General features: G+C 49.9%; 20 protein-coding genes. 10 read left to right on the forward strand and 10 right to left on the reverse strand.

The window, feature by feature from the left end:
- Nucleotides 1–543 precede the first annotated feature (543 nt).
- Nucleotides 544–786 (reverse strand): DinI-like family protein, encoded by a 243-nt coding sequence (locus HYQ67_RS21060; protein WP_202307347.1) that lies wholly within the window; start codon nucleotides 784–786, stop codon nucleotides 544–546.
- A gap of 399 nt (nucleotides 787–1,185) precedes the next feature.
- Between HYQ67_RS21060 and cspG the strand changes: the two genes are divergently transcribed.
- The 3 genes from cspG (at nucleotide 1,186) to HYQ67_RS21075 (ending at nucleotide 2,207) form a co-directional block, all read left to right on the forward strand.
- Nucleotides 1,186–1,398, forward strand: a complete 213-nt coding sequence (gene cspG, locus HYQ67_RS21065) for a cold shock protein CspG (protein WP_202307349.1) — start codon at nucleotides 1,186–1,188, stop codon at nucleotides 1,396–1,398.
- A gap of 180 nt (nucleotides 1,399–1,578) precedes the next feature.
- The gene (locus HYQ67_RS21070) at nucleotides 1,579–1,737 is read left to right on the forward strand and encodes a YqaE/Pmp3 family membrane protein (RefSeq protein ID WP_202307351.1); all 159 of its coding nucleotides are present in this window, start codon (nucleotides 1,579–1,581) and stop codon (nucleotides 1,735–1,737) included.
- A 164-nt stretch (nucleotides 1,738–1,901) separates the two neighbouring features.
- On the forward strand, nucleotides 1,902–2,207 hold the full coding sequence (locus HYQ67_RS21075) for a hypothetical protein (RefSeq protein WP_202307353.1): 306 nt from the start codon (nucleotides 1,902–1,904) through the stop codon (nucleotides 2,205–2,207).
- Here the strand turns inward: HYQ67_RS21075 and HYQ67_RS21080 are convergent.
- Nucleotides 2,204–2,554: a DUF488 domain-containing protein gene (locus tag HYQ67_RS21080; protein ID WP_202307355.1), complete on the reverse strand. Its 351-nt coding sequence runs from the start codon at nucleotides 2,552–2,554 to the stop codon at nucleotides 2,204–2,206. The genes HYQ67_RS21075 and HYQ67_RS21080 overlap by 4 nt on opposite strands.
- On the reverse strand, nucleotides 2,541–3,053 hold the full coding sequence (locus HYQ67_RS21085; RefSeq protein WP_202307357.1) for a 2-thiouracil desulfurase family protein: 513 nt from the start codon (nucleotides 3,051–3,053) through the stop codon (nucleotides 2,541–2,543). Before HYQ67_RS21085 ends, HYQ67_RS21080 begins: the two co-directional genes overlap by 14 nt.
- A 156-nt stretch (nucleotides 3,054–3,209) precedes the next feature.
- On the opposite strand from HYQ67_RS21085, the gene HYQ67_RS21090 reads away from it, so the two are divergent.
- Nucleotides 3,210–3,917: a CTP synthase C-terminal region-related (seleno)protein gene (locus tag HYQ67_RS21090; protein ID WP_202307359.1), complete on the forward strand. Its 708-nt coding sequence runs from the start codon at nucleotides 3,210–3,212 to the stop codon at nucleotides 3,915–3,917.
- Nucleotide 3,918: 1 nt separating this feature from the next.
- On the opposite strand, the gene HYQ67_RS21095 is transcribed toward HYQ67_RS21090, so the two are convergent.
- Nucleotides 3,919–5,124 (reverse strand): CynX/NimT family MFS transporter, encoded by a 1,206-nt coding sequence (locus HYQ67_RS21095; RefSeq protein ID WP_202307361.1) that lies wholly within the window; start codon nucleotides 5,122–5,124, stop codon nucleotides 3,919–3,921.
- 98 nt (nucleotides 5,125–5,222) lie between these two features.
- On the opposite strand from HYQ67_RS21095, the gene HYQ67_RS21100 reads away from it, so the two are divergent.
- Nucleotides 5,223–6,005, forward strand: a complete 783-nt coding sequence (locus tag HYQ67_RS21100; RefSeq protein ID WP_202307363.1) for an AraC family transcriptional regulator — start codon at nucleotides 5,223–5,225, stop codon at nucleotides 6,003–6,005.
- Between the two features lies 1 nt (nucleotide 6,006).
- Here the strand turns inward: HYQ67_RS21100 and HYQ67_RS21105 are convergent, their stop codons facing one another.
- Nucleotides 6,007–6,453: a DUF441 domain-containing protein gene (locus HYQ67_RS21105; protein ID WP_202307440.1), complete on the reverse strand. Its 447-nt coding sequence runs from the start codon at nucleotides 6,451–6,453 to the stop codon at nucleotides 6,007–6,009.
- A gap of 220 nt (nucleotides 6,454–6,673) precedes the next feature.
- Here HYQ67_RS21105 and HYQ67_RS24510 point away from each other — a divergent pair, with 220 nt between their 5' ends.
- Both HYQ67_RS24510 and lysM read left to right on the forward strand, forming a co-directional pair.
- Complete coding sequence (locus tag HYQ67_RS24510; protein ID WP_489146064.1) at nucleotides 6,674–6,781, forward strand: small membrane protein YoaI; 108 nt, start codon at nucleotides 6,674–6,676, stop codon at nucleotides 6,779–6,781.
- Between the two features lie 80 nt (nucleotides 6,782–6,861).
- On the forward strand, nucleotides 6,862–7,308 hold the full coding sequence (gene lysM, locus HYQ67_RS21110; protein WP_202307365.1) for a peptidoglycan-binding protein LysM: 447 nt from the start codon (nucleotides 6,862–6,864) through the stop codon (nucleotides 7,306–7,308).
- A 47-nt stretch (nucleotides 7,309–7,355) separates the two neighbouring features.
- Here the strand turns inward: lysM and dgcJ are convergent, their stop codons facing one another.
- Together dgcJ and HYQ67_RS21120 are read right to left on the reverse strand one after the other, a co-directional pair.
- Nucleotides 7,356–8,849, reverse strand: coding sequence for a diguanylate cyclase DgcJ (gene dgcJ, locus HYQ67_RS21115; protein ID WP_348519224.1), 1,494 nt, complete (start codon nucleotides 8,847–8,849; stop codon nucleotides 7,356–7,358).
- 149 nt (nucleotides 8,850–8,998) lie between these two features.
- Nucleotides 8,999–9,190 (reverse strand): hypothetical protein, encoded by a 192-nt coding sequence (locus tag HYQ67_RS21120; protein WP_202307376.1) that lies wholly within the window; start codon nucleotides 9,188–9,190, stop codon nucleotides 8,999–9,001.
- Between the two features lie 278 nt (nucleotides 9,191–9,468).
- Between HYQ67_RS21120 and HYQ67_RS21125 the strand changes: the two genes are divergently transcribed.
- Nucleotides 9,469–10,131, forward strand: a complete 663-nt coding sequence (locus HYQ67_RS21125) for a hypothetical protein (RefSeq protein ID WP_202307377.1) — start codon at nucleotides 9,469–9,471, stop codon at nucleotides 10,129–10,131.
- A gap of 200 nt (nucleotides 10,132–10,331) precedes the next feature.
- The gene (locus HYQ67_RS21130; RefSeq protein WP_202307378.1) at nucleotides 10,332–10,922 is read left to right on the forward strand and encodes a lipopolysaccharide core heptose(II)-phosphate phosphatase; all 591 of its coding nucleotides are present in this window, start codon (nucleotides 10,332–10,334) and stop codon (nucleotides 10,920–10,922) included.
- Between the two features lie 37 nt (nucleotides 10,923–10,959).
- Here HYQ67_RS21130 and HYQ67_RS21135 read toward each other — a convergent pair whose 3' ends face one another.
- From HYQ67_RS21135 to HYQ67_RS24220, 3 genes are all read right to left on the reverse strand, one after another.
- Nucleotides 10,960–11,658 carry an RluA family pseudouridine synthase gene (locus HYQ67_RS21135; protein ID WP_202307380.1) on the reverse strand — a complete coding sequence of 233 codons (699 nt, stop codon included), beginning with the start codon at nucleotides 11,656–11,658 and terminating at the stop codon, nucleotides 10,960–10,962.
- A gap of 260 nt (nucleotides 11,659–11,918) precedes the next feature.
- Nucleotides 11,919–12,107 (reverse strand): YegP family protein, encoded by a 189-nt coding sequence (locus HYQ67_RS21140; protein WP_202307382.1) that lies wholly within the window; start codon nucleotides 12,105–12,107, stop codon nucleotides 11,919–11,921.
- 167 nt (nucleotides 12,108–12,274) lie between these two features.
- Nucleotides 12,275–12,400: a hypothetical protein gene (locus HYQ67_RS24220; RefSeq protein WP_271128662.1), complete on the reverse strand. Its 126-nt coding sequence runs from the start codon at nucleotides 12,398–12,400 to the stop codon at nucleotides 12,275–12,277.
- A gap of 505 nt (nucleotides 12,401–12,905) precedes the next feature.
- Between HYQ67_RS24220 and HYQ67_RS21145 the strand changes: the two genes are divergently transcribed.
- Nucleotides 12,906–13,103 (forward strand): DUF2767 family protein, encoded by a 198-nt coding sequence (locus HYQ67_RS21145; protein WP_202307384.1) that lies wholly within the window; start codon nucleotides 12,906–12,908, stop codon nucleotides 13,101–13,103.
- The last annotated feature ends 12 nt before the right edge of the window (nucleotides 13,104–13,115 follow it).

Consider the following 13,115-nt stretch of genomic DNA (forward strand, 5'->3'; position numbering starts at 1 on the left):
AGGCGAAATGGCTGGTTTTACCGGAGAGAAGAGAGCGAAGTTACCCCAGAGAACTGAGGGTAAAAAGCAGAAAATACGCAGACAAAAAAACTGCTGGTCACCTTAAGTGACCAGCATTAACCTTAGGGTGGCTTTTTTTCGTCTAAATCTACCCGTCGGCTTGTTGCATCAGTGCGTCACGGATTTTGAATAGAGCTGGATGACGATGATACCCGTGCTGTGCAGTAACCAGCTGGGGGGGCGCTCTCTTTCCTGAGTTTCTGCATCATCGTTATCTACTACTCCTGGCAGCGAAACGGTCCGCTTTTCATTCCCGGCCTGCGGCCGGGAGAGCCGCTTTTGCTGGCGCAGTGCTACCTTTGGTTTTGGGTTTTATCGGCGTGCTCTGGGGTGGGCCTGGCCTGTCTGTCATCGTTTAAATCCAGCCCTGCTGGCTGGCGAACCAGACAACGATGGCGACAACGATCAGCACTATTGTTGTTTTTCTCATGGGGGTTCAGTCTCAGGATGAAAGAGGAGAGGGGATCGCCGTGATAATAACGTTTACTCGTCGGGGACGAGCCAGAAGTCTGCTTCGTCAAACATCTCTTCAATCAGGCGATTGATACGCTCTTTTTCGGTTTTGGTGCAGTCGCTGTGCACGGCGTTAGTCTGCATAGGTTTAACTTTTACCAGCGCATCCGGGAAAAGGCCCGCCATTCTACGGGTCAGCTCAGCGAGGATCTTCTCGTTTGCACCAGGCAGGCCTGCCACGTTGCGTTTGTCATATACCAGTTCAACGAACATCAAAAAACCCTTAATAAAGCTGTATTTATATACAGTAATCAATCTGCGCCAGAAGGGCAAGCGAAATTAAGGCAGCCTGCGGCACATCTGCGAAAATTTATCACGCCAGACAGAAAATGAAGCACGCCTACTGGCACTAGGCCTGCGGGGGAAGGAATCGAAGCGGCAACAAAGAGATAGCGAAGCCGCAAATGAAAATAATTCTTGCTTAGTAACGGGGGGCATGCGTAAATGCGTCATCGGTTTGCAAGACAGACCTTATGAAAGCAGTTTTAGTAAAGCAGTTCACCATAGATACCCTTCTTCGTGAGTCTCCTCCTAAGCGCCTGAATAAGAAACGATCTGGAATACAGACCACGTTCGCCACACAGAGTGGCCAAAATTATCGAGGAAGTCTCAATGTCTAATAAAATGACTGGTTTAGTAAAATGGTTCAACGCTGAGAAAGGCTTCGGCTTTATCACTCCTGACGACGGCAGCAAAGATGTGTTCGTACACTTCTCTGCTATCCAGAGCAACGATTTCAAAACTCTGGACGAAGGTCAAAAAGTTGAATTCACTATCGAAAACGGCGCTAAAGGCCCGGCAGCAGCGAACGTTGTTGCTCTGTAAGTCTTAACCGACTCACAGTTTTCAAAGAATTTTAAAACCCGCTTCGGCGGGTTTTTTTGTTTTTAAAAGAAGGGTAAAAAATGGCCTGTTTTATTTTATATATTTTTCCATTCAGGCTATCCTTACGTAGATATTTGAGTTTATTTACAAGCAGTTGGACTGTAGCAAACAGGAGAGTTTATGGGATTTTGGCGTGTCGTTATTACAATTTTGCTCCCGCCCCTTGGCGTGTTGCTAGGACAGGGGTTTGGTTGGGCATTTATTCTCAACATCCTTTTGACCCTGCTGGGTTACATTCCTGGCCTGATACATGGCTTCTGGGTACAGACCCGAAAGTAGCATTAATTAAACCCGCTTCGGCGGGTTTTTACATTCCTGCCGCTCCTGTTTGCAGGTCGGATAAGCGAAGCGCCATCCGACACATATAAAACCTGCTGCTGTTTACTTTTTCGCTTAAGAATGTTCTGATCTTTACCTCAAGTGAACGGAACAAGAGAAAGGTAATGTATCAGTTGAAGCCTGGCGCGCAGGCGTTAATTATTGGATCCCGTACTGACCGGGGCCGTATCAATATCGGCAAAGCGGTTGAGCTATTTGGCCTGTGCCAGCCGGGTGAACGTTTTGTGAATCCCGTTACCGGCGTGGTGACGCAGCTGCCGCTGGAAGCTAACTATCCGCTGTGGCTGGTGACAGGGGATGTGGTGGCGTTTGACGGTCGGGAAGGCTACGCTTTTGTGCGCAGTGAATATCTGATGCCGCTGGATAACCCTTCGGTTTCTCTGACTGACGAAAAGCAGGTCGTTGTCTAACTGTTCAGCCGCCGCAAAAAATCTGCCAGCACCAGCGCATGGTTTTGTTCGGTATTTTTTGCGCCGTAGAGCAGGGTGACAGTCTGGTTTTTTGCTCTGTCGGCAAGCCCTTTGGGCGCATCTCCCTGCGATGTTAGCTCCGCGACATAGCGTCGGCTGAATTCAGTGAAATCAATGACATCACTATGAAACGCCTTGCGTAGCTCAGCAGAAGGCGCCAGTGCTTTCGCCCATTCATCGCACTGTAAATCGGATTTCTTTACTCCTCGTGGCCAAAGCCTGTCGACCAATACCCGATAGCCGTCGCCTGGGGTTGCTTCTTGATAGACTCGCTTACAGTAAATCATCCTGATTCCTTTCAAACTGCGCAATTCGCTGCGCTAAGGCCGCGGACTGATGCTCGGCAAAAACTTCGATGCCATGCTGACGAAGTAGCGCTGCGGCTACGCCCTGGCCTGCCTGAGTGACGCCTTTAAACTGCCCGTCATAGATTTTTTGACTGCCGCAGGTTGGGCTGCCGTCGGTCAACAGGGCAAACTGACAGCCTGCTTCCTGCGCCGTTTTTAGCGCAAGCCAGGCAGCAAGTAGATAAGCCTGCGTAACGTCGCTTCCGTCGCTCTCCAGAATACATGCCAGTCCGGAAAGCGCGGCAGCGCCATCGCCTCCCGAAAGCTCGGCCGGTAGACGAGGCGTTGCAAGTCCGGCGGCCAGCTCCGGGCAGTGAATCACCAGGCGATCTTCACTCCGCCAGCGCCTGAGCTGTTCGGTCATTGGGCTCTTTTCAGAACCGTTATAACGAACTTTAAAACCCATTAAGCAGGCGCTTATCAGAATTTTTGCTTTCATGGCATGAGGCATGTCGGGGATGGGGTCACTACGTTACTACGGATAGTGCATGGCGGCTAGCCTGCTAATTTTTAGTGTTGTCAGGTAAAGGGGATGGGGCTATCTTATGATTCCTTATGTTGTGCGCTGCTACTGTCATAAGGATCATCAAATAAAATGCCTGCCTCGATGTTTAAACCCTCGCTCCGTATCGCTCTTGTCGGTGACTTTAATCCGGCGGTGATTGCCCATCAGGCCATTCCGCAGGCGTTAGATAACGCGGCACTGGAAATTGGCGTGAGGGCGGACTATGACTGGTTACCCACGCCTGAAGTTAACAGCCCGGAAGATTTAGTGGGCTATGACGCCATCTGGTGCGTGCCCGCAAGCCCGTATCAGCACGATGAAGGGGCGTTTATCGCTATTCGCTACGCCCGGGAGAATGGCATTCCTTTCCTGGGCACCTGCGGCGGCTTCCAGTATTCCATCGTTGAATATGCCCGTAACGTGATGGGCTGGAAAGATGCTGGCCATGCGGAGACGGAAAGCGAGGGGCGGCTGGTTATTGTGCCGCTGGTTTGTTCGCTGGTGGAGAAGTCCGACGTCATTAACCTGGCGCCCGGTTCAAAGATTGCGGCTGCCTATGGCAGAGAAGAAATTGAAGAAGGATACCGCTGTAGCTACGGTATCTCAGAGCAGTTCGCTGAGGCGCCTGGACAGCAGCCGCTGGCAGCCACGGGCTGGGATAACCAGGGGGCTATCCGCGCGGTTGAGCTGACCGATCATCCTTTCTTTGTTGGCACGCTATTCCAGCATGAACGGAACGCGTTAAAGGGTCGGCCAGCGCCGCTGGTAGAAGCGATGCTCCGTGCAGCCAGGGAATAAATTATTGGCCTGAACGGGCCGGGGCGGCGTTAATTTCCACGTTGCGACCGGCCCAGGCACCAAAGATCCCCATCACCACAGAGAGCAGGGCGCAACCCATAAGCGGCAGGCTCCAGCTGTCGGAGATATCATGAATTTTGCCCATCAGCGGCGGGCCGAACGCCGCGAGAAGATACCCCACGCATTGCGCCATGCCGGAAAGGGCTGCGGCCTGGTGTGCGGAGCCGGTACGCAGGCCGATAAATGACAGGCCAAGGATCATCGCAGCACCCGAACCAAATCCTCCCACGCAGACCCACAGGCTCGCGTAGTCCGGCAGCAGCCATAAACCTAGCGCGCTCAGGCACCATAGTGCCGCCATCAGTACGGCGATCCCACGCTGATCTTTCAGACGGCTTAGGATCATGCCAACAAATAAGCCAGGGATAGCGGTGGCCAGCTGCAGCAGCCCGTGCAGAGAGCCTGCCTGCGCTTCACTGTAGCCGTGGCTTATCAGAATCGACGGCAGCCAGCCGATAATCACATAGTAAATAAACGAGTTAATGCCCAGATACATCGTCACCTGCCAGGCCAGGGGGGATGACCAGATGCCGCGGTTGTGCAGCGCTGCATTCGCGCTGAGGTTGGCCGGCGCATGATTTTTCAGCTGTGAGAGCCACAGCAGGGCGGCAATAATGGGGAAGATCATCAGCGAAAGCATCGCCCCCTGCCAGCCATAGCCGTGCAGCGCGACGGGGACGACCATAACGGAACCCAGGGCGGCAGCCACCCCCATCGTCAGCGAGTAGGCTCCCGTAAGACGAGCAACCTGACCCGGGAAATCCCGCTTAATCAGGCTTGGCAGCAGCACGTTACCCATCGCGATACCGCAGCCGATCATCGCGGTGCCCACATAGAGCAGCGTAGCGCTTCCGACAGAGCGAGCGGCAATCCCGGCGCAGATAAACAGCATCGCGGCAAACAAGCTGCGCTCGGTGCCAATACGTCTTGCAATACCTGCCGCAAGCGGAGAGACGATGGCAAAGGCCAGCAGGGGCAGCGTCGTCAGGATGCCGGTCTGGGCCGTTGTTAACCCGAACGAGTCGCGGACCATATCGAGTAGCGGAGCGGCACCGGTGAACGTCACGCGCAGCGTGGTGGCAATCATCAGAATACCGAGCAGTAAAAGACCATGCTTTTTCATACCCGCTGAAGAGGAAGTCGTCATTTTTCTTATCCCTTAAAATCGAGCCATGAAGATACACGCTTCCGGGATGGTTTAAATCAACGTAAAATGCCAGTTTATCCCTAAATTCGGACAGAATAATGGAGCGCGGTTTAGCTTTAGAAGGATTTGACCCGGACAGCAATACCCTGATGGCGCAGGCGTTCCGTATCCGCGTGGCGGAGAGCGTGAAAGAGATTCCTTTTCATCAGCATCGCAAAGGTCAGTTGATACTTGCCCTGCACGGGGGGATCACCTGCGAGGTGGAGCAGGCGATGTGGATGGTACCGACACAGTATGCGGTATGGATCCCGGGGGCTATGCCCCACAGCAACCGCGCCACGGCAAATGCCAGCATCTGTTTTCTGTTTATTGAGCCTGGTGCGATAGCCATGCCTGAGCAGTGCTGCACCCTGAAAATATCTCCTTTGGTCAGAGAGCTGATTCTGCGCCTTGCACAGCAGTCCCATGAAGACGCCAGCCCCGCGCGGGAGCGTCTTGTGCAGGTGCTGTTCGACGAACTACCGCACCAGCCCGTTGAACAGCTGCGCTTACCTATGTCCCGCCATCCTAAAATCCAGCAGATTGCTGAGCACCTTGCACGGCACCCGGAGGAGCGAAGAACGCTGGCGCAGTGGGCCTCGGTCCTTGCGATGAGTGAGCGTAATCTTGCCAGGCTGGTGGTAAAGGAGACGGGGCTTAACTTCCGCCGCTGGCGACAACAGCTGCAGGTGATTATCGCCCTGCAGCTGCTGATAGATGGCTCAACGGTGCAAAAGGTGGGGCAGGCGCTGGGGTATGAGTCTACCAACGCATTTATCACGATGTTCAGGAATGCGCTGGGAACAACGCCCGGGCGCTATCTTGCCTCACTAGCGGCCTGAGTCACTGCTTACCGATAACCAGAGAGATGATCCCTGCGGCAATTAATGGCCCCACTGGCACGCCACGGAACAGCGCGACACCCAGAACGGTACCCACAAGCAGGCCAGCCACCAGCCCCGGCTGACTGCTCATTAGCGTCACGCCACGGCCACCCAGCCATGAAACCAGAACGCCCACCACGATAGCAACCAGCGATTTCCAGTTGGTGAAAGAGTGCAGCAGCGTGCTGGCGGGGAGGGTACCGCTGGCAATAGGGGCCATAACACCGATGGTGAGGATGATAATGCCCACCGTCAGGCCCTGTTTCTCAATCCACGGAAAGAACTGGCTCAGCGGCGTGACGCGTACGATGATCAATACCAGTATGGATACTGCAACGGTGGTGTTATGGCTCACAAATCCCAGACCGGCGAGGGCAAGTAAAATCAGCAACGTTGAATCGAAGATCATAGCGTTTCCTTGCAAAACAAAGAGAAGGGAATTTTTTATTGTTGAATATCACTTTACCCGTCGCGTTAAAAATTCGCTTCGCTTTTTAACGAATAAGCCAAATTCTGTGCAGCTGTCCGAATAGACGGGCAGTGAAATAAGCAGGGATCATCATTTTGCAATACTGGACTGCTATTGCTGGAGTCGGTAAACAATCGCCGGAAGGTGGGAGAGTGAAATGAACGATCCGCTGTTTTACGATGTGCTTGTTATTCTCGGGTCTTTTTTGGGGATAATGACGGCTCTTGTGACATCGGTGTTGATGCTTGACCATTACCGCTGGTAGCACCGTTCTGCCCGTCAGCCTTCGCCCGGCCCAGTCCTCTGCTAAACTGAGGGTGAATCTCATCATGAGCAGGAGGATATATGGGTTTAATCAGTTTCGTTAAAGAAGCGGGTGAAAAGATACTCCAGGCGGTCACCGGGACGGCGCATGCCGCGGATCAAAACGAACTTCTTAAAGAGCACCTTAAGAAGACCGGTTTGCAGGATGCCGACAAGGTTGATGTTAAGGTGGAAGATGGTAAGGCCGTCGTTACCGGCGAAGGTTTAAGTCAGGAAGCGAAAGAAAAAATTCTGATTGCTGTTGGTAACGTGGAAGGGATTGCAGGTGTGGAAGATAATGTGACGGTAAAAGATGCTGCTACGGAAAGTCAGTATTATACGGTGAAGTCTGGCGACACCCTGAGTGCCATATCTAAGCAGGTTTATGGCGATGCGAATCAGTACAACAAAATATTCGAAGCCAATAAACCTATGTTGAAAAGCCCGGATAAAATTTATCCAGGTCAGGTGCTTAGGGTGCCCAAATAAATTTAATGCAGCCACCCTCATCAGCGTGGTGGCCACGCCGATGAGGGTTATACCGGCCGCTCGCTGCTTTTCTTCTTTTTGTTAATATAGAGTTCGAGGTCTGCTGCTTTATACATATCCTGTAGCGTATCCGTAGGTTTCATGGCGGTAGAACCCCATGAGAAGTGAATCCGCCCGCTGCCGTCGAGTGCTTTTATATTTTGCTCGATGCGTTGAATGAGCTTCGGCGTGTCCGCGAGGGGGAAATTCAGCAAAATCAGCATAAACTCATCGCCGCCAAGCCGGACAGGATAATCGCTTCCTCTGATGGAGTTATTGATGCCGTGCGCCAGAGTAATAATCGCCCGATCCCCTTCTTCATGCCCCCAGGTATCATTGATATATTTTAGCTTGTCGCAGTCCATGGCAATAAAGGTCACGGGCGTATTGGCAGCCACAGCGCGCTGGAGCCGGGACTCAAGGGCATCCGTTAAAATCTTCCGGTTATAAAGGCCGGTCATGGTGTCGCTGATATTATCCCGGCTGACGTTATGATAGTGACGAAAGTGCAGGCGAACCAGCTGCAGCAGAGCAGCGGTAAACAGAAAATAGAACAGAATGATTTTCCAGGAGGAGAGCAGGAAATAGAGCACATCCAGGGAAAGGCGAACCTGCAAACCGTGTGAAAACTCGTGTTTGTGAGTCACATAATTAAATATGGATTTCTTACTGCTTAAGACATTTATTTCCCGCAGACTATGGGGGTCTTTAATCGTGATGTCCAGATTTCGGGAGACTAAAGGGCGGTCGTAAGGATAAAAAATATCCTGTAAATTGCTCAGGCTATAGTCAGAGACTACGATGCCTTTTAATTTTCCTGCAACATAAACAGGAGACATTATGCTCATCACATTTTTATTACGGAAAGTGTCATGGTAGATTTTCGGTACCGCTTTGCTGCTGGACATAAAACCATTTAACACCGTGGTGTCAACATTTAGCCTGCCGTATTTAAGAAAGTCATTTGGACTTAACGTAAATGATTCAGTGTTAATAAAGGTGGAGGCATAAATATATTTATTCTGCAGGTCGACATAATAGGTTATACGTCGATCCTTAGAGGTCGTGTTTTCTTTATGAATGCTGTCAGCGTCATCAAGCAAGCTGGCTTTATCGAAGGCCGTTAGTTGGGGGATATCCTGCGGCCAGCCCCGGCAATCACTGGCCAGCGTCTGGAATGTGCCGGATAACAGCAAAGAGTGCTGGTGGATGAGATTGATGCCTTTAACCTGATTGTCATATTCTAACTGTGCACAAATTTGCTGCTGTTGATAGGACGTCAGGGGCTGAACCGGCGTGTTAAAGCGCCTTGTCAGAAAGCCTATACTTTGATTTTGATATTTATCCTGTAGCAGCGAGGATTCTGCTTTCTCTACAATATAAGACATGTAGGCATTCATTGAACGATAGCTGTTCATCAGCTCATAGACAAAAAAGGTGGAAGTGAAAGTAATCACACCAAGCGAAATAAGTCCACGTACAACCTTATGTTTTAACATCATGAAAAATAAACTCTGACGATTAACTCAGTGAGCAACCCTTAATATTAACATGGCTTAAATGTCAAAACTTGTCTCTGTGTGTCATTGATTTGCAGAATGTTTTGATAATGAAAGCACGGCGGAGGTTGCTGGAACCCTCGCCGTTGATATTACTTGTCTTTCTTATGGATATCGAGGCAGGTAATCGTGGCTTCTTTGCCATCTTTATTGGTCACTGTCACTTTATCGCCGGCAGCTTTACCTTCACATGGATTATTGCGCTGGGGTGCCGCATCGGCAGCGAAAGCGGAAGTGGTGACCGCTGCCAAAACGGCAGCCAGAATGAAAGATTTCCTGAACATAGTATTACCTTATTGATGTGATTGATTCCGCTAGTGATTTTAAGACCCGCGATGAATATTACTGTTAGGTTCTGTGTAGGAATGTTAATACAAGGGGCCGAAAGATGAGGAGATGATTTATTTAAAAACTTTCCCCGTCCGGCCGTCGAAAGGGAGAGCGAAAGTTATGCAGATAATGCCATTAAGAATGAAATTTCAGTTAATGACACATATGGCTTAATGTTTTCTTAAGGTTTACCTCATACTCGGCGGGTCCACTTCTACAGGCATCTCCCGTTATGAAAATTAATAACATGCTTACTCCCGCTACTGCATTGTTGGCTTTTCTCTCCTGTCTGATCCCTTTTGCTGCCGACATGCATCTGCCTTTGCTACACGGGCACACCGTCACCTGGATTGAGAACTCACAGGCCATTTTGCTCTTGCTGGGTGCCGTGCTCACTTTTGCTTATATGAAGCCAATGCGGCTGCCGGAAGGCTCACGGAAGTTTTGGCTGTGGTCCGCACTGTGGTGGGTAGTGCTGTTGGGAAGAAGTACCAGCTGGGGACGTGATTACCTCCCGGAACTGCCAAAAATCGTCTTCAGAAGTATCTCTGTGATCCTCGTTGCAGGCCTCGTCCTCTCTTTCCTGCTTTCAGCACAGCTGCGCAAAGAGATAGCGTTTCGGATGAAGAATTTAAGTATCCCCTTATGGACCTGCCTGCTGGTGGTCGTCACATTTTTACTGGCCGATACCGTCGAGCACCATCGTCTGCTTTCGCCGCTCTTTCTTCACGACCGCCATTACCAGGATTTAACGGAAGAGCTGTTTGAAACGCCATTCATCATCGGTTTGCTTTTGATTTCCTTTGATTTTATGAAGCAGGAAGTGCAGTACAAAAATTCGTTTAGCGACTCTCTGCTTACCCTGGCTTACCGGCAGTCAATGAGAAAGGTATAACGTAGCAGCGCCGCTGCTTTCGCATAGCAAAAGCCTCGCTTCGGCGGGGTTTTTAGTTTTATAAAACGCTACTTGCCAGCATTTCCCTTCCGTTCTCCCTGGCGGTTCCTTCCTCCATTTTGTTTTCCTGGATAATGTTCCCTTAAGGTTCCGGGTGAATAATTGCAGCACTTTTCCCATAACGCTTAAGCCTGACGTATATGATGCTTACTTTTTCATCAAAAACTTCGAGGGTAATTTATTCTGCCCTGATTATTTTCATAACAGGTTCATGTACTTCATTGGGCGTGCGCTCTGCAACTGAGCCAGTTCGGTTGAGTCTGGACGCTGCTGCAACCCTCAACAGGCAGTACCCGGTGATTTTTCTGATCAGGCACGGCGAACGATGCGATCGTTCAGAAAATAAATGTTTGTCCGAGGCTGCGGGCATCACTCGTGCCGGCGCTAAGCAAGCCAGTCAGTACGGTGCTAAATTCAGCAAAAAATTCGCAAGTTTCAGCCTCTACTCTTCCAATACTGTGCGTACCGTTCAGTCAGCAACCGCGTTTTCAGGTAGAGGGCCGGTGATCAGCACGGGCCTGGGGAAGTGTGATAAAAGCATCTACGGAACCATTAAAAAACTGGCTGCGGAGAATAAAACGACCGTTTTGTTTACACATAATCATTGCCTGTCATTTATCGCTAAAGATATGAATAAATGGCAAACAGATCCGGGCTATCTTGATACGTTAGTGATGCATGAAAAAAACGACAGGCTTTATTTAGATGGCGAGTTGGTTTCACTGCAATAATACTATTTCTGTAGGCTTACTACGGCTGTGCAAATAATCAGAACGGACAAGCACTGTGGGCTTCTACCAGCGTTTCGCTGATGGGATGAATAAAATGCAATCCGCTGGCGTGCAGCATCAGTCTCGGCGTTTTTTCCGTGCCAGGCAGCAGGCGGCCTCCATACAGATCGCACCCTAAAATAGGGTGGCCCAGCTGCTGGCAGTGAATGCGCAGCTGATGGGTGCGTCCGGTTTCCGGAGTCAGCTGGACCCGCGTCAACGCCAGCACCGAACCATTTTCCTCTTCGCGATAGAATCGCTCGACGACCCGAAATCTTGAGCGCGCCGGCTTGCCGTGGACGGCACAAATCGACATCAGCGGGAACAGGGCCGGGTCTTTGGCAATAGGTGCATCGATCACCCCTTCGTCATCGTGCAGGTGTCCGCAAAGTACTGCGTCGTAGACTTTGCTCACCGTACGCAGGCTGAATTGCTGGCAAAGAGCAGCATTGATGCTCTTGTTGCGGGCAATGACCATCAGGCCGGAAGTCCCGAAATCAAGGCGGTGCACCAGGGTGCAGTCCGGGAAGATTTGGATTAGCCGGTAATGCACCGAATCGATATTTTGCGGATTTTTTCCCGAAAGACTAAGCAGACCTGAAGGCTTATTGATAAGCACCAGATGTTCGTCCTGAAAGAGGACCTCTATCTGGTCATGGCATGGTGGGGCGATAAAAGTATCGAGAATAGTAGACATCAGGTAGCCTGGGCAAAGAGTGGGTGCGGATAATAACCAATTTTTAATGGGGTGGCGAATCTGTCAGTTGAGCTTTGCGCTCCGTCATTTTCGCCAGCGGCTTGCTGCAGCAATACGAAGATATCATGCACTTGAGAAACGTAATCCAAACGGAAACCTCGAAAAATGATTAGTCAATGAAGGCTGGCGGTGAAAGGGGGACAAAGTGAAGTGGTTGATGAAAGGGGCCAGTAACGCCCCTTTGGGTGCTCAGTGACGACTTAGGTCAGGTCATTAATTTGGGCAACAGGGGCGTTCTCTTTCACAGATTCAATGCCTTTGAGGGCGCTCTGTTTTGTGGCGTACATTTCGCTCTGCGCAATAATCTGCCCGTTACCTGCTTTAAGAACGAAGTAATATGACTCAGCCACTCCCTGCTTAGTGCTTTTCTTTAGGTCAAAGCTACTCATAGATATTTCTCCTTTAAAGCCCGACGCTGGGCCTTGCCAGTATCTCCTGAGTTCTGGTGGCGATCAATATTTGTACAGGGCTAATATTGTCTCTTCTGTCTGAATTTTGAATTAAGCAACCCGGACTGCCAGCAGGTTCCTGGGCCAGGAGCGGCCCATACAGAGAACTAAAAAGATATTCCTGAACCAATCCCAATAGCCATACCGCTGTTACCGCCTGCGGCACCGACGCCGACATCGCTGGCACAGGACGTCAGGAGTAAGACGAAACCAACCAAAGCAAAATATCTCATTTGATGCTCCTTCTCGTTTTACCCAATTTATCACAATGACATTTTTCCGCTTAACTGATTGCTATACAGAAAGCATCAGCCCGGGCATTCAGTCTCTGCGGTTTTGCGCACTGGCACTTCTTGTCTGTCTTTTGTCGATGTGAGTTCTCCATGATAGATGAGTTCAGATAATCGGTTGAGCAGGTTTCGGCATAAAAAAAGCCGCTCACAGGGGCGGCTAAATAATTCGGAGTCTTTTTTGTTTTAGGTAAAGCAGGACTACTGTAATTTTTTTACTGTGAATACGCCAGTTGTTAAAATTGAAATCGTAATTTAAGGTTTTAGAGGGCGCAGAACCTGCGTACCGATAATGTTCACGATGAATATATTATTTTTTAAATTGAATTAAATTTCTGTAAAAATCTAAAATTTCAAATTTTAGTAAATTGCTAAATTAGTTTTTTATGCATATCATCTTTTCGGCTTTATGATAATTTTCTATCAGGAATCAAAGTAAGGAATCGACATGAATGCAGAGAATAAGAATCAGGAGTTATTCAATGATATCTGTCGCGTGATCCACTCGACGGTGATTATGGTGAGAAAATCCGGACAGATCATTAATAACTATAGCGTCAATATGATGCTGCAGGCGCGTGCAGGAGAGTGTGATGATCAGTATTTTAAGAGAATCTGTGCGCTGGCACAAAATATGATGAAATAGGTATGCAGTAAA

Origin of the sequence: Dryocola clanedunensis subsp. sulfonylureivorans (assembly GCF_016756775.1) — a bacterium.
Lineage (GTDB): Bacteria > Pseudomonadota > Gammaproteobacteria > Enterobacterales > Enterobacteriaceae > Dryocola > Dryocola clanedunensis.

What these genes read in the sequence shown, in the direction of transcription:
- HYQ67_RS24510 (WP_489146064.1), top strand. Translation starts at nt 6,674, where the DNA reads ATGAACGATCCGCTGTTTTACGATGTGCTTGTTATTCTCGGGTCTTTT.
- HYQ67_RS21075 (WP_202307353.1), top strand. Translation starts at nt 1,902, where the DNA reads ATGTATCAGTTGAAGCCTGGCGCGCAGGCGTTAATTATTGGATCCCGT.
- HYQ67_RS21140 (WP_202307382.1), bottom strand. Translation starts at nt 12,107, where the DNA reads ATGAGTAGCTTTGACCTAAAGAAAAGCACTAAGCAGGGAGTGGCTGAG.
- HYQ67_RS21080 (WP_202307355.1), bottom strand. Translation starts at nt 2,554, where the DNA reads ATGATTTACTGTAAGCGAGTCTATCAAGAAGCAACCCCAGGCGACGGC.
- HYQ67_RS21135 (WP_202307380.1), bottom strand. Translation starts at nt 11,658, where the DNA reads ATGTCTACTATTCTCGATACTTTTATCGCCCCACCATGCCATGACCAG.
- HYQ67_RS21070 (WP_202307351.1), top strand. Translation starts at nt 1,579, where the DNA reads ATGGGATTTTGGCGTGTCGTTATTACAATTTTGCTCCCGCCCCTTGGC.
- HYQ67_RS21060 (WP_202307347.1), bottom strand. Translation starts at nt 786, where the DNA reads ATGTTCGTTGAACTGGTATATGACAAACGCAACGTGGCAGGCCTGCCT.
- lysM (WP_202307365.1), top strand. Translation starts at nt 6,862, where the DNA reads ATGGGTTTAATCAGTTTCGTTAAAGAAGCGGGTGAAAAGATACTCCAG.
- HYQ67_RS21145 (WP_202307384.1), top strand. Translation starts at nt 12,906, where the DNA reads ATGAATGCAGAGAATAAGAATCAGGAGTTATTCAATGATATCTGTCGC.
- HYQ67_RS21130 (WP_202307378.1), top strand. Translation starts at nt 10,332, where the DNA reads ATGATGCTTACTTTTTCATCAAAAACTTCGAGGGTAATTTATTCTGCC.
- dgcJ (WP_348519224.1), bottom strand. Translation starts at nt 8,849, where the DNA reads ATGATGTTAAAACATAAGGTTGTACGTGGACTTATTTCGCTTGGTGTG.
- HYQ67_RS21095 (WP_202307361.1), bottom strand. Translation starts at nt 5,124, where the DNA reads ATGACGACTTCCTCTTCAGCGGGTATGAAAAAGCATGGTCTTTTACTG.
- HYQ67_RS21120 (WP_202307376.1), bottom strand. Translation starts at nt 9,190, where the DNA reads ATGTTCAGGAAATCTTTCATTCTGGCTGCCGTTTTGGCAGCGGTCACC.
- HYQ67_RS21090 (WP_202307359.1), top strand. Translation starts at nt 3,210, where the DNA reads ATGCCTGCCTCGATGTTTAAACCCTCGCTCCGTATCGCTCTTGTCGGT.
- HYQ67_RS21100 (WP_202307363.1), top strand. Translation starts at nt 5,223, where the DNA reads ATGGAGCGCGGTTTAGCTTTAGAAGGATTTGACCCGGACAGCAATACC.
- cspG (WP_202307349.1), top strand. Translation starts at nt 1,186, where the DNA reads ATGTCTAATAAAATGACTGGTTTAGTAAAATGGTTCAACGCTGAGAAA.
- HYQ67_RS24220 (WP_271128662.1), bottom strand. Translation starts at nt 12,400, where the DNA reads ATGAGATATTTTGCTTTGGTTGGTTTCGTCTTACTCCTGACGTCCTGT.
- HYQ67_RS21125 (WP_202307377.1), top strand. Translation starts at nt 9,469, where the DNA reads ATGAAAATTAATAACATGCTTACTCCCGCTACTGCATTGTTGGCTTTT.
- HYQ67_RS21085 (WP_202307357.1), bottom strand. Translation starts at nt 3,053, where the DNA reads ATGAAAGCAAAAATTCTGATAAGCGCCTGCTTAATGGGTTTTAAAGTT.